This is a genomic window from Paenibacillus sp. OK076, from assembly GCF_900110055.1.
GTDB lineage: Bacteria > Bacillota > Bacilli > Paenibacillales > Paenibacillaceae > Paenibacillus.
On sequence record NZ_FOCH01000001.1, the window covers coordinates 1,192,958 to 1,218,724 of the forward strand.

General features: G+C 47.1%; 19 protein-coding genes and 1 tRNA gene. 15 read left to right on the forward strand and 5 right to left on the reverse strand.

The genetic code is table 11. The annotated features are described in order from the left end of the window. Positions 1-11: 11 nt before the first annotated feature. A complete protein-coding gene (locus BMY78_RS05505; protein WP_017689472.1) occupies positions 12-233 on the reverse strand; it encodes an alpha/beta-type small acid-soluble spore protein in 222 nt (73 codons plus the stop codon). A gap of 114 nt (positions 234-347) precedes the next feature. Here BMY78_RS05505 and nrdR point away from each other — a divergent pair, with 114 nt between their 5' ends. From nrdR to BMY78_RS05550, 9 genes are all read left to right on the forward strand, one after another. Next, positions 348-815, forward strand: coding sequence for a transcriptional regulator NrdR (nrdR, locus tag BMY78_RS05510; RefSeq protein ID WP_090895424.1), 468 nt, complete (start codon positions 348-350; stop codon positions 813-815). A gap of 181 nt (positions 816-996) precedes the next feature. Beyond that, a tRNA-Ala gene (locus BMY78_RS05515) sits at positions 997-1,072 on the forward strand. A gap of 241 nt (positions 1,073-1,313) precedes the next feature. Next, on the forward strand, positions 1,314-4,643 hold the full coding sequence (locus BMY78_RS05520) for an IPT/TIG domain-containing protein (RefSeq protein WP_218152269.1): 3,330 nt from the start codon (positions 1,314-1,316) through the stop codon (positions 4,641-4,643). Between the two features lie 377 nt (positions 4,644-5,020). Continuing rightward, positions 5,021-5,830, forward strand: coding sequence for an alpha/beta hydrolase (locus tag BMY78_RS05525; protein ID WP_090895428.1), 810 nt, complete (start codon positions 5,021-5,023; stop codon positions 5,828-5,830). Between the two features lie 50 nt (positions 5,831-5,880). Next, positions 5,881-6,402 (forward strand): MarR family winged helix-turn-helix transcriptional regulator, encoded by a 522-nt coding sequence (locus tag BMY78_RS05530; protein ID WP_090895430.1) that lies wholly within the window; start codon positions 5,881-5,883, stop codon positions 6,400-6,402. A 225-nt stretch (positions 6,403-6,627) separates the two neighbouring features. After that, complete coding sequence (locus tag BMY78_RS05535) at positions 6,628-8,274, forward strand: helix-turn-helix domain-containing protein (protein ID WP_090895433.1); 1,647 nt, start codon at positions 6,628-6,630, stop codon at positions 8,272-8,274. Positions 8,275-8,389: 115 nt separating this feature from the next. Further along, positions 8,390-9,364, forward strand: a complete 975-nt coding sequence (locus BMY78_RS05540) for an iron-hydroxamate ABC transporter substrate-binding protein (RefSeq protein WP_090895435.1) — start codon at positions 8,390-8,392, stop codon at positions 9,362-9,364. A 12-nt stretch (positions 9,365-9,376) separates the two neighbouring features. Further along, entirely contained in the window at positions 9,377-10,384 is a 1,008-nt protein-coding gene (locus BMY78_RS05545) for a FecCD family ABC transporter permease (protein ID WP_090902066.1), read from the forward strand. Further along, positions 10,381-11,388 carry a FecCD family ABC transporter permease gene (locus BMY78_RS05550; protein ID WP_090895438.1) on the forward strand — a complete coding sequence of 336 codons (1,008 nt, stop codon included), beginning with the start codon at positions 10,381-10,383 and terminating at the stop codon, positions 11,386-11,388. The genes BMY78_RS05545 and BMY78_RS05550 overlap by 4 nt, the downstream gene beginning before the upstream one ends. A 336-nt stretch (positions 11,389-11,724) precedes the next feature. Here the strand turns inward: BMY78_RS05550 and BMY78_RS05555 are convergent, their stop codons facing one another. The 3 genes from BMY78_RS05555 to BMY78_RS05565 all read right to left on the reverse strand — a co-directional run bounded on the left by BMY78_RS05555 (position 11,725) and on the right by BMY78_RS05565 (position 13,206). Continuing rightward, positions 11,725-12,021 carry a putative quinol monooxygenase gene (locus BMY78_RS05555; protein ID WP_090895440.1) on the reverse strand — a complete coding sequence of 99 codons (297 nt, stop codon included), beginning with the start codon at positions 12,019-12,021 and terminating at the stop codon, positions 11,725-11,727. Between the two features lie 86 nt (positions 12,022-12,107). After that, positions 12,108-12,758, reverse strand: coding sequence for a nitroreductase family protein (locus BMY78_RS05560; RefSeq protein WP_090895443.1), 651 nt, complete (start codon positions 12,756-12,758; stop codon positions 12,108-12,110). 28 nt (positions 12,759-12,786) lie between these two features. Beyond that, entirely contained in the window at positions 12,787-13,206 is a 420-nt protein-coding gene (locus BMY78_RS05565) for a MarR family winged helix-turn-helix transcriptional regulator (protein ID WP_090895446.1), read from the reverse strand. Between the two features lie 412 nt (positions 13,207-13,618). On the opposite strand from BMY78_RS05565, the gene BMY78_RS05570 reads away from it, so the two are divergent. The 6 genes from BMY78_RS05570 (at position 13,619) to BMY78_RS05600 (ending at position 24,771) form a co-directional block, all read left to right on the forward strand. Continuing rightward, positions 13,619-15,640 carry an AraC family transcriptional regulator gene (locus BMY78_RS05570; RefSeq protein ID WP_090902069.1) on the forward strand — a complete coding sequence of 674 codons (2,022 nt, stop codon included), beginning with the start codon at positions 13,619-13,621 and terminating at the stop codon, positions 15,638-15,640. A gap of 711 nt (positions 15,641-16,351) precedes the next feature. After that, on the forward strand, positions 16,352-16,873 hold the full coding sequence (locus BMY78_RS05580) for a TetR/AcrR family transcriptional regulator (RefSeq protein ID WP_090895451.1): 522 nt from the start codon (positions 16,352-16,354) through the stop codon (positions 16,871-16,873). A gap of 116 nt (positions 16,874-16,989) precedes the next feature. After that, entirely contained in the window at positions 16,990-17,943 is a 954-nt protein-coding gene (locus tag BMY78_RS05585) for an SDR family NAD(P)-dependent oxidoreductase (protein WP_090895454.1), read from the forward strand. 209 nt (positions 17,944-18,152) lie between these two features. Beyond that, complete coding sequence (locus tag BMY78_RS33615; protein ID WP_371129119.1) at positions 18,153-22,319, forward strand: beta strand repeat-containing protein; 4,167 nt, start codon at positions 18,153-18,155, stop codon at positions 22,317-22,319. 410 nt (positions 22,320-22,729) lie between these two features. Further along, entirely contained in the window at positions 22,730-24,157 is a 1,428-nt protein-coding gene (locus BMY78_RS05595; protein ID WP_090895455.1) for an FAD/NAD(P)-binding protein, read from the forward strand. A 164-nt stretch (positions 24,158-24,321) separates the two neighbouring features. Then, positions 24,322-24,771 carry a hypothetical protein gene (locus BMY78_RS05600; RefSeq protein ID WP_143067007.1) on the forward strand — a complete coding sequence of 150 codons (450 nt, stop codon included), beginning with the start codon at positions 24,322-24,324 and terminating at the stop codon, positions 24,769-24,771. A gap of 116 nt (positions 24,772-24,887) precedes the next feature. Here the strand turns inward: BMY78_RS05600 and BMY78_RS05605 are convergent, their stop codons facing one another. After that, positions 24,888-25,589, reverse strand: a complete 702-nt coding sequence (locus BMY78_RS05605; RefSeq protein WP_090895460.1) for a G1 family glutamic endopeptidase — start codon at positions 25,587-25,589, stop codon at positions 24,888-24,890. Positions 25,590-25,767 lie beyond the last annotated feature (178 nt).

The following is a 25,767-nucleotide window of genomic DNA, read 5'->3' on the forward strand; positions in this document are numbered from 1 at the left end:
CGATGCAGATATTATTGGTATTGACCTGCCAATTGCTGTTCTGCAATTGTTACCAGACGCTTCGTGATGTATCCACCGATCGAACCGTTCTCGTAAGAAGTCATGTTACCTTGGTATCCGTCTTGTGGGATGCTGATTCCGAGTTCTTGAGCAACTTCATATTTCATTTGCTCGAGAGCTGCGGAAGCTTTAGTTACCACCAGGTTGTTGGAGTTACCATTGCTTTGTGCCATTGCTGTTCACCTCCTCGCGGTTGGTAAAAGTATTATGTGTCGGCAATACGATTTTCATAACTAAATGCTTAAGGGAATTTGTGGTAAAAAGTCAAACGTGGGAAGTGATCTGATTTGAAGTGTCCTTATTGCGGTTATATGGGTACCAAAGTGCTTGATTCACGTCCGGCCAACGAAGCGAAATCGATTCGTCGTCGCCGTGAGTGTGAGCAGTGTGCCCGAAGATTTACAACCTTTGAGATGATTGAAGAAACACCGTTGATCGTTATTAAGAAAGATGGCAGCCGGGAAGAGTTCAGCAGAGACAAGATTCTCCGTGGTCTGATTCGAGCTTGCGAAAAACGGCCGGTGTCGGTAGAAACGCTGGAGATGATGGTATCCGAGACAGAAAAAGCTCTGCGGAATACAGCCGATGCTGAAGTCGAGAGCCGTCAGATTGGTGAACTGCTGATGGAACAGCTGTTTCCAGTGGATGAAGTAGCCTATGTTCGCTTCGCTTCAGTGTACCGTCAATTCAAAGACATCAATATGTTCATGAAAGAACTGAAATCTCTTTTGTCCAAAGAAGACATCGAGGAGTAATGGAGCGGAAAAGGAGAAGAGCATTCTGGGTTACGGTCATGTGTTCCAGGTAAAAGGTTGTTCTTCTCCAATCATTTTGGTTGGTAAAAAAATGGTTGACAGCAAAAGCTGTATTTTATATGATATAGGAGTCGCCTGCGGAGCATTGCAGAGTTGGACAACTTGTTTCACTCATAATTCTGGGGCCTTAGCTCAGCTGGGAGAGCGCATCGCTGGCAGCGATGAGGTCAGGGGTTCGATCCCCCTAGGCTCCACCAAAATAGTAAATGCGCGCAGTTCTTCGGAACTGCGTTTTTTTGTTTTTGTATGGACATTCGCTGATAGGACGAAGAAAGTGCCGTATGCAATACTATTCAATAATTTACTGAACGAGGACTCACAATGTTATATAATAGCACATGACTGGACAAGCATTTTCTTGAAATTCGCGGTGAATCCTAACTTAGAGAGAGTGGGTAACAGGATATGTATAAAACAAGAATAATAAGAAAGTTATTTATGGGTGTAATTATTTTAAGTTTGCTGCCATTGTACTTATTTGACAAGGCGTTTGCTGCCACTCCAACAGCCACCATTGTTGTAGCTGACGAACTTCTGACTTCCGGAGAAACGTCAATGGTAACGATTACATTTTCAGAAGCGGTGACTGGATTTGATCTTGCTGATTTGGAAACAGGTAGCGGCATTCTTAGTGGATTAACAACTTCTGACAATATCACTTATAGCGCAACACTCACGCCGCCTCTAAGCAATCACAGCGGCCCCTTCAATATTTCGCTCAATCATTCAGGTATAATTGCTGGAGGCAATGTGGGGAGCGGAACCACCGTATCTAACCATTACTATGTCGACACAGTTATGCCTATCGTTACAAGTGTATCTGTTCCTGCCAATGGCACTTATGGTGCAGGAGAAGACTTGAGTTTTACAGTGAACATGAACGAGATTGTTGTCGTAACCGGCATTCCAACGATCCCGTTAATTGTAGGAACAACGACTGTGTATGCTAACTATGTAAGCGGTTCGGGGACAAACGCGTTGCAATTTAGATATACCATCCAAACCGGACAATCTGATACTAACGGGATTACCATAGGAGCCTTGTCACTGAATGGCGGATCAATTAGGGATGAAGCAGGTAACGATGCAGTATTAACGCTTAATAGCGTGGGTAGTACGGCGGGCGTGCTAGTAGATGCAATTTCCCCAACGATCACAAGCGTATCGCCGACATTGGGTTCCACATCCGGAGGCACGACTGTCACGTTGACCGGTACGAACCTGACCGATGCAACGGCGGTGAAGTTCGGTGCAACGGAGGCGACGTCCTATACAGTAAACTCGGCGACACAAATTACAGCCATCGCCCCAGCGGGTAGTGCAGGAACGGTAGACGTAACGGTAACGACACCGGGCGGTACATCAACGACATCGGCGGCGGACCAATATACATACCATGCCGAACCGACGATTACGAGCGTATCGCCCACATCGGGTCCGACGACCGGAGGCACGGCCGTTACGTTGACCGGTACGAATCTGACCGATGCAACGGAAGTGATGTTTGGTGCAACGGAGGCGACGTCCTATACAGTGAACTCGGCGACACAAATCACAGCCATCGCCCCGGCGGGTAGTGCAGGAACGGTAGACGTAACGGTAACGACACCGGGCGGTACATCAACGACATCGGCGGCGAATCAATATACATACCATGCCGCGCCAACGATTACGAGCATGTCGCCGGTATCGGGTCCGACGACCGGAGGCACGACTGTCACGTTGAGCGGTACGAATCTGACCGATGCAACGGCGGTGAAGTTTGGTGCAACGGCGGCGACGTCCTATACAGTGAACTCGGCGACACAAATCACAGCCATCGCCCCGGCGGGTAGTGCAGGAACGGTAGACGTAACGGTAACGACACCGGGCGGTACATCAACGACATCGGCGGCGAATCAATATACATACCATGCCGCGCCAACGATTACGAGCATGTCGCCGGTATCGGGTCCGACGACCGGAGGCACGACTGTCACGTTGAGCGGTACGAATCTGACCGATGCAACGGCGGTGAAGTTTGGTGCAACGGCGGCGACGTCCTATACAGTGAACTCGGCGACACAAATTACAGCCATCGCCCCGGCGGGTAGTGCAGGAACAGTAGACGTAACAGTAACTACGCCGGGCGGTACATCAACGACATCGGCGGCGAATCAATTTACGTGGTTTGTTGTTACGCACGCGATCAGCCCATTGTCGGATGAGACGCTGAATGCCCTGACCGCAGGGTATGCATCGGGGACGCAGGAAACGAAAACGGTCACCTTGACACGAACGGGAACCGGCGACTTGACGAGCTTGGCGACAGCGCTCGGCGGAACGAACGCCGGCAGCTTTACGATTACGCAGCCGACGGTGACAACGCTCAATAGTGGGACGCCGTCGACGACCTTTACGGTAAAAGCGAATGACGGACTGGCCGCAGGGACGTATAAGGCTACAGTAACAGTGTCGGCCGGGGGCATGACGCCGGTTACCTTTACTGTAACGCAGGTTGTTAATAGTAGCAGTAACAATAGTAGTGGCAATAGTAGCAGTAGCAGTGGTGGAACTACTCCTGTTAAATCAACCCATTCGGATATTGACCAAAACGGCATTATGATTGACTGGGCTAAAATCGACAGTAGTAAGCCGTCCGTCACTCTTGAAATTACACCAAAAGACGGCGTTGCCTATGTCAGAATACCGGCAAGCATTTTAACGAGCATTGAGGGCAAGAACGCTACTTTCTTCATCGAGATTAAGACTCCTTACGGCAGCTATCAAGTGCCGGTCAATCTGGCATCGCTCATTCCAGGGCTAAAGGACTTGTTAGCTAAGAATAATGTGAATAACGATGACATTAGCTTTAAAATCACGCTAACCGACAAGTCCGGCGATAAGGACTTCCGAGCAGCATTTGCAAACAGCCTGCCGAATGGCCATGCAATGGGTGCGATTGTAGATTTTCATATCGATATCATCAACACCAAGACGGGACAAGCAATCGGAACGGCAGATAAGTTCAGCAAGGCACTTACAAGAGAGATTCTGATGCCCAAGAGCATGACCGGCATGCCAGCTCAATGGGGGGCATTCCGCTATAACGTAACGACAAAGAAATTGGAGTTTGTGGCAGCTGAGAAAAAACAGATTGACGGCAAATGGGTTGTGAAGATCAAATCCTATTCAAACAGTGTCTACGTTGTGGCACAAAACACGGTAAGTTTTGCTGATGTACAGCAGCATTGGAGCAAATCTGATGTCGATCTTGCTGCTGCGAAAGGTCTGGTTGAAGGCGTAGGCGGTGGACTGTATGATCCTAACAAAGCGGTAACCAGAGCAGAGTTTACGGCTATGTTAGTCCGGGCGCTTGGACGCGGCGCATCTGATAAGGACATAGCGCCCTATAACGATGTCAAACCAGGTACGTGGTATTCCGGCGAGGTATCCACAGCGAAGGAGCTCGGACTGCTCACCTTTGTGAAAGGGAACAGCTTTACCCCTAATCAGCCGCTTACACGAGAGGAAATGGCTAGTATGCTGGCGGCAGTGGGGAGACTTGAACTGTTGCCGATATCCAAGGAGCCGGTGAGCCTTAATGGCTTCAAGGATATCGGAAACGCGGATACAGCCTATATTGAGGACGTTCATCTGATGGTCAAGCTTCATATCATGACAGGCACGGGCGCAAACACGTTCGATCCAAAGGGGGAGACGACACGCGCGCAAGCGGCGGTAGTGTTCATCAGGATGCTACGGACGCTGGGTTCAATCGATAGATAAGATTCATGGAAAACCCGCTTGAGCAGAGCTGACTCAATGGGTCAATTATTTCGCTGTAAGATGCTAACAAACCTACCGCACCCAAATGTGTCAGGTTCATTAGAACACCAAAACAGATTAGAATAACTTGAACCAAGGGCTGTCCCCGTCATATTCATGACTACGAGGCAGTCCTGTTTTTATTCCGATTCACTCAGATTAATCTGGACAGCGCGTAAAACGGATGTTATATTGTTTCTATAAGAAACAATATTATTCGTAAAAGAAATTATTAACGATAAACTCTTATGATTACTTTACGGATAATGTATCAACAAAATGGCTCAAGACGGATCTGCCAGTTGAGGCTTGAGCACAATGAAGGGATGTAATGAAGAATGAACCATATCGAGACAACCATTCAATCTTTTGACGGAACCCAGCTTTATTTCAGTAAAAATATTGTAAGCGATTCCAAGGCAGCCGTGGTCATCGTTCATGGTTTGTGTGAGCATGCTGGCCGCTATGATTACCTAACGGACAAACTGAACAAACGTGGTTTTGACGTATACCGTTTTGACCATCGTGGTCATGCAAGATCAGAAGGGAAGCGTACGTTCTACAGTGATTTTCATCAGATTATTGATGATGTGAATGTGGTTGTTGAAGCGGCCTTGGAAGAGAGCGGCGACATTCCTCTTTTTGTCATTGGGCATAGTATGGGTGGCTTTGCATCCTCTTCATTTGGAACGAAATACCCAGGCAAAGTAAAAGGGATTGTTCTATCCGGTGCGCTTACTCGTTACCATACAAAGGTTGCCGGAGAACTGCCGCTTGATCTTGCCCCGGGTACGTATTTTCCGAATGAGCTTGGTGGCGGCGTATGCAGTGATCCGGAAGTGGTATCTGCATACGTGAATGATCCGCTTGTAGAAAAAGAGATATCCGTTGATTTGTTCAATAGCTTGGGTTACGGAGTGACTTGGTTAAAAGCACATGCGAAGCAGTTTGTCGATCCTGTACTTGTTCTGCATGGGGCAAACGATGGACTGGTGAGTGAACATGATTCGCGCGACTTTTACGGAGATATTGCCTCAACCGATAAAACGCTGAAAATATATGCCCATCTCATGCATGAGATATTTAATGAACCTAATCGAGATGAAGTCATCGAGGAAGCCATCACATGGATTGAAAAACATATTTAAATTCTGTACTCTGGAATAGAGAGAGAATTTGAAGGTGAAAGGGATTATTCATGAAATTAGAATGGATGGGCGACCATCGGGAACTGATTGAAAAGATCATCAAGTACGGTAATGCGTACTCCAACACCTATAAGCTGCAGCGAAGTTATGGTACGGATATGATGTTCTCTGCTTCACAGATTCAGACATTGGAGTACATTCTGGAGGCGGAGGACAAGGAAGAAAAGATGTCGGAAATGGCAGCACGACTTGGCGTGAGCCGCAGTACGTTTTCTAAAAATGTGAAGAATCTTACGGAAAAAGGATTGCTCGAAAAATACCATTTGAGTGGTAATCGCAAAGACATTTATGTCAAACCTTCGGCGAATGGACGTGTGGTGTACGACCAATATACTGAATTTGTTCGTGAGCTGTGTTTTGATGATATTTTTCGATTGGCTGGCACGATTTCAGAGGCTGACAAGGAAAGCTTTATACGCATTATGGATTTGTTTGCCGATGTGTTGGTCTGGTATGGTGAAAAAGAACAGGAACCGCGCAAGCTCATCAAAATTGATCCGAATCGTGAGTAAGTGGTGTATCATGCACGATAACATTGAAGCTGCGACCGTTTCCCCATTTCTACCGGGGAACGGTCGTTTATTTTTATTCCATTTCATAAATAGTTACTTTGGGAAGAATGTACTCCGGATGAATCAGCAATGCTAAAATAGGTATAGCCAATTAAACCGCATAGAGTGAGCTGAAATTTGAGTTATTATCCGCTAACAGGCATAACAGTCACGGAGGACAAGAACATGAACAACTCGGAATGGGCAGAGTCCTATTTTCCAATATATACAGCAGATAGCATTCAATCATTGTATAGCACGTCAACGATGCCGATACATAGAATCCATGAGAACCTGACCGTTCTGTTGGCCGTTTCAAGTGGTCAGGGTACACTTCATCTCGACGGTCACATCTACGAACTCACCGATGGGATGGTAATCCTTATTCCGGCGAAGAGTGATGTTGTAATACAAGGGAATCAGATGCACCCTCTTCATATATACACTCTCTCCATCAGCACACAAGAACAGAAGCGATCACTGCCAATGGAAGCCATGGGACGGTCCAGTGTGCTTGAAGCAGGAACATATATTGAGTTCTATGAACCAACGATTGCAGCTCACCTTGAAGAGCTCTATATGAATCGTTTACCTGGCAATGAAGTCAGGCATATGCGTAACCAGATTCTGTTTCATCAAGTACTGATGAGTCTGTTGGAGCGAATGGAAGCAAAATATACTGCGAGTGAGCAGCCGTCCATGGAACGTAGCATCGCATTTATGGAGAACCATTTTAGTGAGAAAATAACAACCGAAGGACTTTCCGAAATTGCGGGGGTCAGTCGCTCTCATTACTCCATCCTTTTTAAGCAGCTTACTGGATTTGCACCCAATGAGTATCTTTCACGCTTGCGTGTTCACCGAGCCAAAGAGTTATTAATTGGCGGGTCCGCTTCACTTCGTGAGATCGCGCTGAAAGTTGGATATAAGGATGAATTCTATCTTAGCCGCCGCTTTAAGCAGCAGACAGGAGAGAGTCCATCCGGCTTCGCACATCGAAGGCTTTCTCAACGAGTGGCTGTGTGGTGTGCACCTTATGCGAGCCATCTGATGTTACTTGGTCTGGAACCAGCGGTTGTCATCTCGGAAAGCAGCGAATATGTAAGCACAGAGGGAGTAAGCCCACCTCAAACGATACGTTTTATCCATTCCGACAGTTCACCTGAACAAATAAAGTCCGCATTGCTGGATGCCAATATTGAGCTCATCATTGCAGCAAATCAGCACCTGCACATGAACGGATTAAGTTCTGAACGTCTGAGATCCATCGCCCCTATTGTCGAAATTGCATGGATGGAGCTTGGGTGGAAAGAACATCTGCGGTTTATCGCACAGGCGACTCATAGGGTGGAGCAGGCAGAACAATGGCTGGCAGACTTTGAAAGGGAAGAACAGCAGGCACGGGAAGCCATTCAAACGAGCCAGATTGTGAATGAGACGCTAACTATTCTCGTCATCAAACCGGACACCTTACAAATATATGGAATCAGAAATGTCGGATATGTGATGTATCAATCGCTCGGGTTACGTCCTCCGGCCAAGATTGCCCAGGAAATACAGAGGTTTGGCGATCAATTTCATTCGGTATCTATCCAACTGTCGGAACTTCAGGATTACGAGGGCACTCGTATGCTCGTTATTGTTTTTCCAGATGAAAAAGGGTCAAAGGGCCATTCAGAAATTATATTTCACTCGGAATACTGGAAAGAGCTCGAGGCAGTGAAGCGAAATCGGATCTATCATCTAGAGCAGGAAGAGTGGATACCCTACAATCCGGTTTCCATTCGTTTGCAGCTTGGACGGGCGGTATCCTTATGGACTGGCATCCAATAATCCAAAGGTTTTCTCAAACAAAAAGGCATGGTTAGGTTCTTCCTGCATGCCTATAATTAGCTATTGTAATGAGAATGATTTTCATATTCAAAGAGAAAAGGGAGAGAGTCATCACATGAGAAAGCTTTTTGTTCCATTTATATTCGTTCTGGTTTTATTGCTCAGCGCTTGTGGAACCAATTCAACCAAAGATACAACGGGGGATGCAACGGCATCCAACGAATCCACTTCTTCGAACACGGATTCAGCAGGTGCTTCATCCGAGTCAGAATCGGGCACGTTCACTTATCAATCGGAGTCAGGCCCTGTGGAAGTTCCTTCCCACCCGCAACGTGTGGTTGTACTGACCCGATTCCTGACAGGAAACGTGATGGCACTGGATGTGCCGCTGGTTGGCGTGGATGAAATGTCCAAAGAGAACCCGAATTTCAAAGAAAAACTGGCGAATACAGAGGCGGTTACCGATGAAAGTCTGGAGAAAATTATTGAATTGAACCCGGATCTGATTATCGGCCTGTCTGATATCAAGAACGTCGATAAGTTGAAGCAAATTGCGCCAACAGTCACCTATACATATGGTAAGGTAGACTTTCTCAAGCAGCAACTGGAGATCGGAAAGCTTGTGAACAAAGAAAAAGAAGCACAAGCCTGGGTTGACGATTTTGACGCTCGAAGCAAAAAAGTTGGGGAAGAAATCAAAGCCAAAATTGGCGCGAATGCGACTGTATCCGTTATTGAAACGTTCAATAAACAGCTTTATGTATATGGCGAGAAATTCGGACGTGGAACGGAAATACTGTATGATCAATTCGGTTTAGGTATGCCAGACAAGGTCAAGGAAGCGACCAAGAAAGACGGATTCTTTGCTGTATCGAACGAAGTACTGAAAGACTACATGGGTGACTATGTAATATTCAGTAAAAATGCCGACGAGGACAATTCGTTCCAAAATACCGAAACCTACAAAAATATTGATGCGGTGAAAAATAATCGAGTATTCGAAGCGGATGCCAAGGCATTTTACTTCAATGATCCACTCAGCATGGAATACCAGCTGGAATTCTTTATCGAACATTTTCTTGGCAAGTAAACCTTGAGCGCGATGAAAAATAAACGACTTCCTTTTCGGTTTGCAACCAAGCTGCTGGGTAGTGTACTCGTACTTATCGTGTGCTTCATCATCGCCATGATGTTTGGCGCAGAAGAAACGACATTCCGGAATCTGTGGCTGACCCTGACCTCTGCGACAAAGAACGATAATATTCTTATTCTGCGTGAGATCAGGCTTCCACGGGAACTCGCTGCCATGCTGATCGGAGCGGCTCTTGCCGTCTCCGGTGGCATCATGCAGGGAATTACTCGCAATCCGCTGGCTGATCCTGGACTGCTCGGTCTGACTTCAGGTGCCAATATGGCACTGGCCCTGGCTTTTGTCTTCATGCCATCACTCGGATATTTTGGGATTATGGTTGCTTGTTTTGTTGGTGCTGCACTTGGAGCCGCATTGGTTATTGTGCTTGGCTCGATACGGAGAGGGAGCTTATCCCCTATCCGGGTAGTGCTGGCCGGGGCAGCGGTATCCGCTTTTATGTATGCCATCTCGGATGGCATCAGTATCTTTTTTAAAATTTCCAAGGATGTATCCATGTGGACTTCGGGAGGACTCATCGGAACGACATGGGGCCAGATTCAAGCGATTGCGCCTGTCATACTGGTTGGTCTTGCTGTAGTTCCGTTCCTTTCCAACCAGATCAACATTCTTAGCCTGAGCGACGAGGTGGCGACTGGACTGGGGCAGAAGCTGGTACTCGTCAAAACTGTTCTGTTCCTGCTGGTCATAGTGCTTACCGGAGCGTCGGTTGCATTAATTGGGAATATGGCTTTTGTCGGCTTAATGATCCCCCATATTGTCCGTAAATTGGTAGGCACGGACTATCGGTATATTATACCCGTATCCATTTTTGCCGGAGCATCGTTTATGCTTCTTGCCGAAACACTGGGTCGAACGATAAATGCACCTTACGAAACACCTGTTGTCGCCATTGCTTCCATGCTTGGTTTACCTTTTTTCCTGTTCGTTGTGCGTAGAGGGGGCAAAGCGTTCTCATGACAATGTCTTCGCGCATTCGCAAGCAACGAGTGATTCTGCTCGTGTGTTTGCTGCTGATCCTCATTACGGCTGTGGTAGGTATGAGCTGGGGGTATTCCTCGTTGTCTTTCAAAAGGGTAATCCCGGTGTTATTTGGCCAAGGCACATTTAAAGAGGACTTTGTTCTGTTTTCGGTCCGATTACCTCGGATTTTTATTACATTACTCGCTGGTATGGCGCTTGCGCTGTCAGGCTCCATTTTGCAGAGTATTACGCGTAATGACTTGGCCGATCCAGGCATCATCGGAATCAATTCCGGTGCAGGTGTTGCCGTTGCGATCTTCTTTCTGTATTTCCCGATTGAAGCGGGCACGTTCGTTTATATGTTGCCATTAGCTGCTTTTATCGGTGCATTGCTGACTGCGGCGCTCATCTATCTGTTCTCCTATAGCCGGACCAAGGGACTTGATCCCATAAAAATGGTACTGGTCGGGGTTGGATTCTCGATGGCGCTGTCAGGCATCATGATCGTCATCATATCTTCGGCGGAACGTTCCAAGGTCGACTTTATTGCCAAGTGGATATCCGGAAACATCTGGGGGGCAGACTGGCCATTCATATGGGCTTTGCTGCCTTGGCTGATTGTGTTAATCCCGCTTACGTTGTTCAGAACCAGACAGTTTGATCTGATGGGGCTGAACGAAGAAACAGCGATCGGAGTGGGGTTGAAGCTGGAACGGGAACGCTTGGTACTCATGGTGATTGCTGTTGCAGCAGCCGCATCTGCTGTATCGGTTACGGGAGGGATCGCGTTTATCGGTTTGATGGCTCCACACATCGCCAAAGCGCTGGTCGGTCCACGTAACTCGTTATTTATTCCTGTTGCCGTTCTGCTTGGAGGTTGGCTTCTATTAATTGCCGATACGGTTGGGCGCAACCTGGTTGATCCTGATGGAATTGCCGCAGGAATTATGGTATCCCTTATCGGTGTGCCTTATTTTGTCTATTTATTATTGAAGAAATAATCCAAAAAGTTTTAGACGAATTGAACACTTAGCTAAACAGGCTATCTTTTGTCGTTAAGACGAGGGATAGCCTCTGTTTATAATTTTGACGGGCAGAAGATAAAGCTTAGGTTAGCCAGTATGACTTGATTCGTGTGTAAGATAAAAAGGCACAGTTTAAAACGATTCTAGAAGAGAGCATGTGGAATCACCCTGTCAGATATAGATCAATTAGCTTCACTTGGAAGGTATATCAAAAAAGCCGCTCACCCGTCAGCATGACGAGGAGCGGCTTCTTGTTCACAAGCCGACGATTTCGTTGGTCTGCTTAATGAATATAAATGTAGGGCTCATATTTTAGTGTTTAACTGCTTCTCCAGCGAATACTTCAACTTTCATTGGAGCGGCCATGAATGCTGCTGCTTGCTGAACGAAAGCCTGGAAATGGGCGCTAGTGTTGTGGGAAGCTGTAGCGGCTTCGTCTTTCCACAGTTCAATCATCGTGTAATGATGTTCGCGTTCAGTACTTTTGGCGAGATCATAGCTGATGTTGCCTTCTTCATTGCGTGTTGCAGCGATCAGTACTTTTGTTGCTTCCAAGAAAGCTTGTTCCTGGTCTGGTTTAACTTGCAAGTGAGCGTGAATGATAATCATAATATTCAACCTCCATTAGTGTAGTTAGAATGTTGTTATTGTTTCTGAATGTTAACGGTGCTTTACATGTAAAACATTGCCTGATATTATGCCCAAGTCGTAATTTTCTCAACAGGAAGGCGGTAGGAAGGGTGACCTTCTTTGGCCGATTTACCGATCGAGATCAGCATAACGGGTTGGTAACGATCTTTATCCATACCGAATGTTTCAGCAATTTGATCTTTCTCATAACCGCCGATTGGATTGGTATCATACCCATGAGCACGTGCAGCGAGCATCAATTGCATGGAAGCCAGACCTGCGTCAATCAGATTGACATCACGAAGAGCGGAAGCGGGCATATTTTCGTAATAAGGCATTACAGTTTTGAGCTGCATATCTTTGACTTCCTGTGGCATATAACCAAGTTCGACAGCTTTACCAAAAATTTCGTCCATGTACTCGACATTGTTCATATCAATAAATACGCCAATTACTGCTGCCGAAGTCAAGACCTGATTTTGATTGAATCTGGCGAGAGGAGCAAGCTTTTCTTTACCTTCAGCCGTATCTACAACGAGAAAACGCCAAGGTTGTAAGTTGATGGACGATGGGGCACGAGAAGCTTCAGCCAAAATCTCTGTCATTTCTTCACGGCTGATTTTGACTTCAGGATCGTATAGTTTTACAGACCGGCGGCCGTAAGTAATCTCGTTGAAATCATTTGTCTTTTGAAAAGTGCTTTGGAATGTACTCATGTGTGGATTCTCTCCTCTGTATATGGGTTTAGAAATTGTTTTGCATTCGTTCCAGGAAATCAGCGAGAGCGTAGACTTCATCTTCGTTGAACCCCTGTAAAATCTGGTTAATATAATTGGTTTTCTCTACCTTGTAGCCTTCAATCTGCTTCCGACCATGGTCCGTCAGACGAACAAATGTTACCCGGTTATCTTCGGGATTTTTACGTCTTGTGACCATCAGGTCCGCCTCAAGCTGTTTCAAGTGGCGTGTAATTGCAGCACTATCGATGTTGATGATTTTCTGGAGCATGGACTGATTAATCTCGTCCACCTGATCCAACTCATGCAAAATCTCAAAGCGAGAGGAACTGATCCCCGTACAGCGTTCGAATTTGGGACTGATTTTATTCCCCAGTACGTTCAGCAGATTGATAATCTGTTCTTCTTTGGAAACAATACGTGTCATGACTAGACCTCCCGGGTGAATCTGGACATGAACAACGGCTTATGTGAACAAAATACATAAAGTTGCCATTATACAGTGCCATTGCTTAGTCAGTAATATCTGCTAAGTTAATATTTGACGTATCAATATTTGATGCATCAATCATTGATGGCTCAATTAATATATCATGCCTTTTTTGATTTTGCAACAAGATAGTCATGAGAAGATAAATCCAACTATTCCAAAGCGATTGTCTTCTTGGGACCGTAGGTGTAGGTTATCCATTCAAGTAATGTTATATCAATTTATATTGTAATTGAGAATGGTTATCACTATAATGAAAGGTAATGTACATATGGACGAAATTGTAGTAACAGAGATTTTTAAAAGAGCTTTTAAACGGTGATTAGATTGGAGGATGAGTGCAAATATCATGAATTTGAATGATCATATCTTGTTATGGAATCATGTTTTTATCAAAATACTGGATGTTCGCAAAAACTCTTTGGCTCCTGGTGAAAGGATTAGGAACTATCTGCTTCCAGCTAGTGCCTATCTATATATGGTTGATGGAACTGCTGTAGTAGGTATGGATCAACAAAGGTATATCGTAGAAGGGTTTCATATTGTTCATGGGGGAAAGTTGGCTAACGTAAACATCAAGACGGATTCGGGTTTGGTTTATTATATGATTCTGTACAAAGCCATTCTGGCGCTTCCCTGTCGGATGGATATTCAGCATTTGATGGAAAATGAACGTCCATTCCAAGATCAATATTCGCTTATACCGACCAACCCATTGGTTATGTATCAATATATCAGGACACTGGAGGGAGAGTGGGAGCAGTCCACGAAACTGGCAAAGTTACACGCAAAAACTTTATTCCATCAGTGGGTGTATGCTTTATTATCCGATCTGTACGGTCAATCCATTCAGCCGTATAAGCCGGATGTGGTTACTAGGGCAATCGAGTATATGAGTAAGCATTTGCATGAGCCCGTTGCGCTAGACGTTATGGCAAAGGAATTGGAATGTAGTGCAGGGCACATATCCAGATTGTTCAAACAAAAAATGAACATCAGTCCCATCCAATATCTTGGACAGAGGCGAGTTGAGAGGGCTGCACATCTCCTGATATACACGGGTGCTACGTTACAACAAATCGCGGAACAGGTAGGCTATCCGGATGCACATTCACTCAGTCGCAGCTTCAAAAAAATAAAGGGATGCTCACCTATTCGGTACAAAAAAAACCAGAACCGAGGCCAGAAAGAACAAAAATATGCCTCCGGTGTAAACCATGATCAAGATTTGCCCGGTTTCACGCGCGAAATTGCCCTTCAACCACTATATCCTCAATTATATAATGATATTGATTATCAATATCATAAGGTTGATGGAGGGGAATTATTTATGCAAGGAAAATTCAACATGACAGCACTGACCATGATGCTGTGTCTATCACTATTGTTAGGGGCTTGTTCAAGTCCATCACAATCCACAAGTGGTTCACAATCAGAGACGAAACCCGCGGCAGTGCAGACAAGTAACAGTACAACCGAAGAAGGAAAATCCTCTGTACAAGCAGAGACTCGAACGGTATCCACAATAAGAGGAGACGTTGTTATTTCAGCCAATCCGCAACGGGTTGCTTCAGATCAGTATATGGGCTATCTGTTGAAGCTGGGGGTTATCCCGGTAGGGGTGAGAAGTTTCATGCTGAACGAGGCCTGGATCGAGAAGTCAGGGATACCCGCTGACGTCATATCCGGAATCGAAGACCTAGGTGGAGAATTTCCGATGAATCTTGAGAAATTGGTTGCGCTTGAGCCGGATCTGATTATTGGTTCTATTGATAAAAATATTGAGGATTATGAGAAAATTGCGACAACGGTATTTTTACCGTATTGGGAAGGGGAATCTACCTCGGGGCCTTTGGCAAAACTGCGTCGGATCAGTGAGGTTTTTGGAAAAGAGAAAGAAGCTGAGGAATGGATTTCCAGCTATGAACAGAAAGTAGAAGAAGCCAAGAAACAGATTGCTGGCGTGGTAAAAGAAGGAGAGACTGTGTCTATTGTTCAAGTGGCAAACAAATCTCTGTATGTACTGGCTGCTGAAGGGGGGAACTATGGGAGCTCAACCATCTATGAGATGCTGAAGCTGCCGCCGACTGAGCAAGCGCTCAATATGGAAGAGGGATTTGTCAATATTTCGCTTGAAGTGTTGCCTGAGTACATGGGCGATCATATCTTTGTGTACGGTTCATGGGATGAGGGAGCCAATGAAGTGTTGAACAGTGAGGTATGGAAACTCTTGCCCGCCGTGCAAAAAGGACAGGTCTATCCATACGGTTCCTTTGGAGACAAAGGGGATGAGTTCGTAATGGAAGACCCATTCTCATTGGAATTGCAGTTGGACACGATTGTGAATATCATGGTCGAAGCCAAAGAATAGGATGCTATGGAGCCAGACCTCTTCAGTCTCCAGGGCGTAAAAACTGTGGCACCATTTTCTTTCACTCAAAACAAAGTTCATTGCCGGTCCATTTCGGTGCATCATGATATTACGGAACTCATTCAACTGACCCTCATGAACATTGACATGTTCAACAACCTGCAGCGGCTTGAGCCACCGCTTGCGGGTTTGTTGTGACTGAGGGGGGGAAGTCGCTTCAGTTCAGCCATAAAAGCTTTTGCCTATTGCTGATTCTGGAGTTGAATTACGTGTAAACTGTTCCACAGCGGGAAATACCCCTGTTTTTCAGTCGTGAATTTATGGATGTTTATGCGATAGTCAGCGATGGTCTGACTCATGGTACTTTCGTATGTCGGAATAACATGTGTGCGAAGGTACTCCTGATATGCTTTAAGGCTCTCTCTGGATATATGAAAACTACAATGCAACGTAATAGGTATTGTCATTCACAAACGAATGGAGAAATCACGCGAGATGCTAAAAAATGGGCAATGCAGTGTAACGGAAGCTGCGCATCAGGTGGGGGACGCCAATTGAAGTTATTTCATCTGCCGATTCAGGCAAACATTCGGTTACGACCCAAGCAAGCTCAAGAAATAAGAGGTGACATATGTTTTTGCAATCGTTCGGGCTTTCCGATATACTTCAAGCTATTGATTAATTAATTACTATCGTATGGAGGGTACTATGATGGCTAAAGATACATCCGCTTCCGTCAATCGTCGTAACGATATTATCTCCGCAGCTATTGATGTATTTGCGGAAATAGGCTATTACCGTGCAACGACAGCTCAAGTCGCTGAAAGAGCGCAGATTTCCCAACCGTATATTTTTCGTTTTTTCAAAACGAAGGAAGCTTTATTGTTATGTGCACTGGAAGTTTCCTGGACACGATTGATTGATTCTTTCCGGATTGTGGTAGAAACTGCTACTGCAGATCAATTGGAGAACGAATTAATTGAAGCCTATGAAGAAATTCTAGAATCTCACAAAAATGAAATCCTGCTGCAGATGCAGGCGCAGACCATTAAGGAAGAAGACATCCGTCAAGCAATGCAAAAAGGATTCACTGAGGTGCGAGATATGGTATTGGAAGCTTTTACAGCGGCAGGCATTGCCAATCCCAAGCAAAAAACGTTGATATTCCTGGCAATTGGCATGTTATGTAATATATCAAAATCATTGGATATGCCAGAGCTTATGGATAGATAGAAAGGGATAAGTCCCTTTTTGCAATTCAGTTATTGATCAATTACTAAATATGCGTTAAATTATGTTTAAGTAAGTAATTGATCAATAATAAAACGAGAGAAAGAGGTTGAGATGAAATGAAAAGAGCAATCGTAGTTGGGGCAACAGGTGGAACGGGCGCAGCAATTACAGAGGAATTGATCAAACGTGGCATTTCTACCATTATTTTTGGCCGCTCACCTCAAAAGCTGGAGCAACTTGCGGTAAAACTGGGTTCTCCTGATCACCTACAGATCGCTGTGGGAGATGCGTTCCGACCTGATGATATTATAGCTGCTTCACTAGAGGCTGATGTAATGTTTCATTGTGCGAATGTGCCTTACAACGAAATGGAAAGCAAGCTGATCCCTCTGGGTGAATCGGTTATGGAGGCGGCAGAACAATTGGGACTGAAGGTAGTTGTCATTGACGGGATTTATCCTTATGGCAGAAGACAAATGAAAGAAGTGACCGAAGAACATCCAAAGCAGCCGCATACACGAAAAGGAAAGACTCGGCTTGCCTTTGAGCAAATGTTATTTAGCAGCAAATGGCGCAAAGCGCAAGTGATGATTGTTCGCTTGCCTGATTATTATGGTCCTACCGCCAATCAGGCTTCTTACCTGGGGTCCACGCTTGAAGCAATAGCGGAAGGGAAAATGGCTTTTTTTATCGGAACTATGAAAATGCCACGAGAGTATATCTATTTGCCAGATGCAGCGGTCATGGTAGTGGAGTTGGCGAGCAGAGATGATGCCTATCTGCAGAATTGGAATATCCCTGGTGCTGGCGTAATATCGGGTAAGGAAATCGTATGTATTGCACAACAGGCCGCGGGTGAAGCGAAACCGGTGATAGCCCTCGGCAAAACAGGACTTTCGCTGCTTGGATTGGGCGTGCCGGTCTTGAAAGAAATTGTTGAAATGTTATATTTGACAGAAGAACCGCTGGTGTTGAGTAAAAAGAAATATGAGGCCAGCATTGGGCCAGTGAAGATGACTTCTTTTGAAGAGGGGATTACACAGACGATAGGTGAGCTGCAAAAGAAATAAATATCTTGTAGCTTTGTAATTAATCAATCAATCAATAAATAAATAATTAAAAACCGTTATGACTCGGTTAATGATTACGACCTAAACCAAAATGATGCATGGTGTTTTGACTTCATTAATGGGCGGTGCACAAAACCTGTCCTAGACATAGAGTGTAGTATTGCAAAAGCGGAGAATCGACACGGTGTACAAGGAGGGAGGATTTTCTTGTGAGCTATACGTCCAAAAAGGAGCACAAAATGTCCTCAATCAGTACAACCAAACGCAAATTGAAAAAAGCAGGCACTCGCGTATCTAAAAAAAGAAAACACAAATATAAATCCAAAAAGAAGTTTAAGATAAAAAAGAAAAGAGCTGTTAGATCCAGATGTCTTGTGTTTCGTGGACCGAGGGGATATAGAGGGTTTCAAGGAAAGACAGGTGCAACTGGATTACCGGGAGCCTCAGGAATAACAGGTGCAACAGGGATAACTGGAGCGACGGGCGATCCTGGAGTGAACGGAATAACAGGAGTTACAGGTGTGACCGGTGCTACCGGAGTTGTGGGAGCAATGGGCATAACAGGTGCAACAGGGATTACAGGCGCAACCGGATCGGGAGCTACCGGAGTAACTGGAACCACAGGTAGCACTGGAGTGACTGGCACGACAGGTATAACTGGAGTAACAGGCGCTAGAGGTACCACAGGTGTGACTGGGAATACAGGGGCCACGGGCGATCCTGGAATAACGGGAGCCACAGGAGCAACGGGATCTACGGGTGTAACTGGTGCAACAGGCGCAACCGGAACCGGAGCTACAGGAGCTACTGGTACAACGGGGCCTACTGGTGTAACTGGTGTGGCAGGAGCAACGGGAACCGGAACGACTGGAGCCACAGGTGCGACGGGCTTAACTGGGGTAACCGGTCCAACAGGCGCAACCGGAATAGGAGCCACTGGGGCTGCGGGCGCCACTGGAGTAACCGGTGCGACAGGAGCGACCGGAGTTACTGGTGACACAGGAGCAACAGGCGTAACGGGAGCAACTGGAGTTACTGGCGATACGGGTGCGACAGGCGTAACGGGAGCCACCGGAGTCACTGGCGATACGGGTGCAACGGGTGTAACGGGCACGACTGGAGTCACTGGAGATACGGGTGCGACAGGCGTAACAGGAACGACCGGATTTACTGGAGATACAGGAGCAACAGGTGTAACGGGAGCCATCGGATTTACTGGGGATACGGGTGCGACAGGCGTGACGGGAGCAACTGGAGTTACTGGAGATATGGGTGCGACAGGCGTAACGGGAGCCCCCGGAGTCACTGGCGATACGGGTGCAACAGGTGTAACGGGAACGACTGGAAGCACTGGCGATACAGGAGCAACGGGCGTAACGGGAGCGACCGGAGTCACTGGCGATACAGGTGCAACAGGTGTAACGGGAACGACTGGAGTCACTGGAGATACGGGTGCAACAGGTGTAACGGGAACGACTGGAGTCACTGGGGATACGGGTGCAACAGGCGTAACGGGAGCGACCGGAGTTACTGGCGATGCAGGTGCAACAGGCGTAACGGGAGCGACTGGAGTCACTGGCGATACAGGAGCAACAGGTATAACGGGAACTACTGGAAGCACTGGCGATACGGGTGCAACAGGAGCCACTGGAATTACTGGCGATACTGGTGCGACAGGCGTAACAGGAACGACCGGAGTTACTGGTGACACGGGAGCAACAGGTGTAACGGGAGCGACTGGAGTCACTGGCGATACGGGTGCGACAGGCGTAACCGGAGCCACCGGAGTCACTGGCGATACGGGTACGACAGGTGTAACCGGAGCCACCGGAGTCACTGGCGATACGGGTTCAACTGGTTTAACAGGAGCGACCGGATTTACTGGCGATACGGGTACGACAGGTGTAACGGGAGCAACCGGAGTTACAGGAGATGCAGGTGTAACAGGCGTAACGGGAACTACTGGAAGCACTGGCGATACAGGAGCGACAGGCGTAACGGGATCGACCGGAGTTACTGGCGATACAGGAGCAACAGGCGTAACGGGAACGACTGGAGTCACTGGAGATACGGGTGCGACAGGCGTAACGGGCACGACTGGGGTCACTGGAGATACGGGTGCGACAGGCGTAACGGGCACGACTGGGGTCACTGGCGATACGGGTTCGACTGGTGCAACAGGAGCCACTGGAATTACTGGCGATACTGGTGCGACAGGCGTAACAGGAACGACCGGAGTTACTGGTGACACGGGAACGACTGGAGTTACTGGAGATACGGGAGCAACAGGCGTAACAGGAGCAATCGGGGTTACTGGAGTTACAGGAGATACAGGAGCAACTGGTATAACAGGAGCCACTGGAATTACTGGAGGTACGGGTGCGACAGGTGTAACGGGAGCCATCGGAATCACTGGCGATACGGGTGCAACAGGCGTAACGGGAGCCACTGGAATTACTGGAGATACGGGTGCGACAGGTGTAACGGGAGCAGCCGGAGTCACTGGCGATACAGGTGAGACGGGCGTAACGGGAGCCACCGGAATTACTGGCGATACAGGTGAGACAGGCGTAACGGGATCGACCGGAATCACTGGAGATATGGGAGCAACAGGCGTAACGGGCACGGCCGGATTTACTGGCGATACGGGTTCAACTGGTGCAACAGGAACGACCGGAGCTACTGGAGATACAGGGGCCATGGGTGTAACAGGAACGACTGGAGTCACTGGAGAAATGGGTTCGACTGGTGTAACCGGAGCCCCCGGAGTTACTGGCAATACAGGAGTAACAGGGGTAACGGGGGCAACCGGAGTTACTGGGGATTCGGGTTCGACAGGCGTAACAGGCGCGACCGGAATTACTGGAGTTACGGGTTCGACAGGTGTAACGGGCACGGCCGGAGTTACTGGAGATACGGGTGCGACAGGCGTGACGGGAACGACTGGAGTCACTGGGGATACGGGTGCAACAGGTGCAACAGGTGTAACGGGCACGGCCGGAGTTACTGGGAATACGGGAGCGACAGGCGTAACGGGAACGACTGGAGTCACTGGGGATACGGGTGCAACAGGCGTAACGGGAGCGACTGGAGTCACAGGAGATACAGGTGCAACAGGAATAACCGGAGCGACCGGTGTCACTGGAGATACAGGTGCAACAGGCGTAACGGGAGCGACCGGAATCACTGGCGATACAGGAACAACAGGCGTAACAGGAACGACCGGAGTCACAGGAGATACGGGTGCGACAGGCGTAACGGGAGCAACCGGAACTGGAGGTACGGGTTCGACTGGTGCAACAGGAGCCACTGGAATTACTGGAGATACAGGTGCAACAGGAATAACCGGAGCGACGGGCTCCATGGGTGTAACCGGTGTGACAGGAGCCACCGGAACTGGGGCTACCGGAACTACAGGTGCAACGGGCTCTACCGGTGTAACTGGTGATACAGGAGCAACGGGAACGGGAACAACTGGAGCAACGGGAGTTACGGGTGAAACTGGTGCGACAGGTACAACCGGAGCGGGGGCAACAGGAGCCACTGGTGCAACGGGACTTACTGGGGTAACTGGTGATACAGGCGCAACCGGAATCGGGGCTACTGGAGCCACCGGCGCGACAGGATCAACGGGGGTAACTGGAACCAACGGCGTTACCGGAGTCACGGGTTCAACGGGTGTAACAGGTACGACAGGTCCTACCGGAACGGGAACAACCGGAGCCACCGGCGCGACGGGGTCAACGGGTGCCACAGGTGTGACAGGCGCCACCGGAACGGGAACAACCGGAGCAACGGGAACGGGTACAACTGGCTCAACTGGCGCTACCGGGACGACTGGAGTTACTGGATCCACGGGAGCCACAGGGGCTACAGGTGCATCAGGCCCCAATTTAGCTGCACAAGGGTTTTCTGCATTTTTGGCTAACCTATCCACAGCAACCAGTACACAGTTAACCAACTGGGGTACAGCAAGTCCTTACTATGGCAATGCAAATTTTAATGCAACTACAGGCAATTACACGGTGCCCAATACAGGGACCTATTCGATTGTGGCAACCATCAATTTTTCTACAACTGCCGCGATCTCCATTTCATTGGGTGCTGGTGTCAATCCAGCGTTTCTGGTGCAAAGAACATCCCCCACCACCACTACTTTGGTCAATGGACTATTGCCAATCCTGAATATCAGTGTGACGCTACTCACATTGCGGGCAATACTCGGTAGTGGAGCTGTAACGCTAGCTGCGGAGGTGGCGTTGAACGCTGGAGATGTAATTGGGTTGTTTTACGCAGCAAATGGATTAACGATCACACTGAATTTGGGGATTGGAACAACGAACGGTATTGTATGGTCAGTACACGAATTGACATGAGATAGTAATTCTTCATCATTTCACTTATTGAAATAAGACAACACGAAAACAGATCCGGGTTGGATCGACCGCTAATATCCAACCTGATCTGTCTTTTTTACATACAGGACGAAGTCATTAGCATTTGGTTTCGTTATAGTTAACAAGTATGTTAGATATTTTTAGGTGTGATGACAAGAAATCTATCGTGATATTCAAAAAAATGACCTCAGCTCATATAATAACGCTAATCCTAACGAAAATGATGTTAGGAATTGTGGCGAAATTATTGTATTTATCCATATGGTAAAAGATTTAGGCTGCTTTGGATTTGCAGAATATTCATTAACAAAACAAATTATTACACCAACATAACATTAAAAAGCGGTTCGTAGAAGTATACGAGTGGGCGTTGAAAGGGTTGAAGAATGATGAGCCTTGAAACATTAAACCAACGAGTACAAGATGATCTGGCTTATCTCGCATATGGAGGTGCGGATTGGATTCGCCCGCGGGAACATGACGAAGGCCATATCTATGATGTCGTTATCGTAGGTGGTGGGCAGAGCGGCTTGGGGGCTGCTTTTGGATTCCTGCGTGAGCGGATATCCAACATTCTGGTCATCGACGAAAATGCTGCAGGGTTGGAGGGACCTTGGGAAACTTACGCACGTATGGTCACGTTGCGTACACCGAAACATCTCACTTCCATTGATCTAGGAATTCCTTCGCTGACGTTTCGAGCATGGTGGGAGGCGCAATCAGGACCCTCCGGATGGGATGCAGTTGATAAAATTCCGCGCAGTGAATGGATGAACTATCTGCGTTGGTACAGGGAAGTGCTGAATCTGCCTGTCGTGAATGAAGTGAAACTGAGACTGATTGAACCTGCAGATGGAGGCATACACCGGCTGCACATTACAGGTGCAGGGGCTCCAAGTAATATGTTGCTGGCACGAAAGGTTGTCTTGGCTACGGGCATCCAGGGCGGCGGGGAGTGGCATGTACCCCCGCTGATCGCTGAGAAAGTACCTAGACATCTGTACGCTCACACGTCGGAGTTGATTGATTTTGAACGGTTACAAGAAAAACGGATTGCTATACTTGGCGGAGGGGCGTCTGCTTTTGATAATGCCAACTTTGCACTAGCCACAGGCGTGGCTGAGGCTCATGTATTTGTACGACGGGAACAATTGCCGAGCATTAACCCGATTCGTCAGATGGAGCAATCCGGTATGATCGAAAGGTTTCACGTATTGTCGGACGAGGATAAGTATGCGACTATTTCCCATTTTTTCAAATACAATCAGCCTCCGACCAACGATACCTTCAACCGGGCCGCTGCATGGCCAGGCTTCCAGTTACATCTTCATGCGCCTTGGCTGGATGTACAGATGAAAGATGGGAAAGCGGTAGTGACTACGCCACAGGGTCAGCACTCCTTTGATTTTCTGGTCATAAGTACGGGGATGGTGAGTGATCCGGCACTGCGTCCCGAGCTCAGAATGGTGGAGGCCCACATTGCACGCTGGGCAGACCGTTATCAAGCTCCGACGGAACACAGGAATACACTGCTTGACGCACATCCCTACCTTAGTCCTGGGTTTGCAATGACCAGCAGAGATGAGGAGGGGGAAGATAAGCTGCGGGGATTGTTTGTCTTCAACTATTCTGCACTTGCAAGCTGCGGCCTTTCTGCCTCAGCAATATCGGGGACAAGGAATGCTGTGCCGAAGTTGGTTTCAGCTGTAGCCGACCAGCTTTTCCTGGATGACCGGGAACAGATCTTGGAGCAATTTTTTAAGTATAACGAACAGGAATTTACCGCAAGTTGGGTGAAAAGTGAAGTTGGAATCTGAGTATTCAAAATGACCGTACAGCAGGATAGATGCTGTACGGTCTTCCTTTTCCTAAAGTTACATTTACGGGTGCTTATATAATGCTGTAAAATATCGTTATACAGCGTTAAGGCAGGCGATAGATTATTGTGAGAATCATGGATTATGAGGGGTTCAGAACCCATTTGAAGAAAGCGTCACGCAAACGAAATGAACCCTTGATCAAAATTGTGGCTTTTCAGGAAAAGTATATGAAGATTGATGAGATCCAATATTATGATGTAGAGCAGAACTATATGAGTGTTCAGGCATGTAATACGCTGTGGATGAACTTGAAAGATAAATCGTTCCGCAATCTGGTGTCCCATGACCTGAAGTTTTTCCAAACCATGGACAACCTCGGCCGTCATTCATTGGAGAATCTAATTAAAGAACTGTACGACATGGCTGTTCCGATCCTACTGGATTACGATCCAAATGATTATTATAGCTTGCAGCAGTTGTCCGAAATTCTGGTGCTGGATGAGTCGAAGCTAATAGAGAAATTGGAAATGGGGCGTTTCAAGGGAGCATTTATTAATGAAGAAGGAAATTGGGTAAAACCCAAGCCAGACAAGGTTGAGCTATTCCTATAAATGAAAAAAGAGAATCGTGTCAATTCCATAATGACCGAATATCCATTCTGCAATGGTACGCCGAATACGGCACATTGCAGTTTTTTTCATTAACGAATCTGTCTACAACCAATCTGTCAACAATAGCCTCGGCTGTTTCGTTTTACGACGAAAGAGTCTCTGCATGGTCCCGGTTCTCCTGGAATGGAAACAACCTGTTTTTGTTGAATCATGATGCCTTTCTCTTTGGCGATGAAGCCGGGGGAGCGACCGTTCAGGCGACAACACTTGAAAGTGACAGGCGTGATTTTGGCCATTCGGGAGATGGAGTTTCCTACGGATGGAGCTTCTACAATCCATTCTGCGGATGATTGCTGGCCTGTATATTGCTGAACGGTGCGGAAAGTCCAATTTTGGGTCAGATTATGAAGAGTGATACACCAGCGGGTACGATTGATTTTATAAATGGTAGCTCTGACTCGATCTCCTGGAGATACAGGAAAAGGAATGACCGTTTCAACGTCAGGAAGAATTTCCCACCACGCGTAATAACTCGCTTGACCGTTAACCCAATCATGGCCTGTTCCAGTCTGAATGAGATTGGAATTTTCGTATCCATCGATTCCGATCCAGGCTGAGGAATATGAGGACTTGGACGATGGTAAAACAAAGGGCACATTCCATTCAGCCGAGATACGTCTGAATTGAGCTTTGTCACCTGCTCGGGCATAACCGCTCCAGTTGGAGGAAATCCACCCGAAGCGCAATGCAGAATTCGTTTTCGTTTTGCCTGTTGGAGGGATACAGGGTTTTCGGCGTTTGTTTCGATTATTCGCCATAAGGCTACCTCCCATGTGAGAATAGAGACGAAATTATTCGTTCGATATCATCAAATGCATGGGAGACGAAAGAGGACATGGACAATCTGAACAAGAAATAAGCTTTGAACGATTTTGAACGATATTTAGAGTTGAATGTGATGGTTTATGTCTATAATATGTCGAATATTGATGGTTT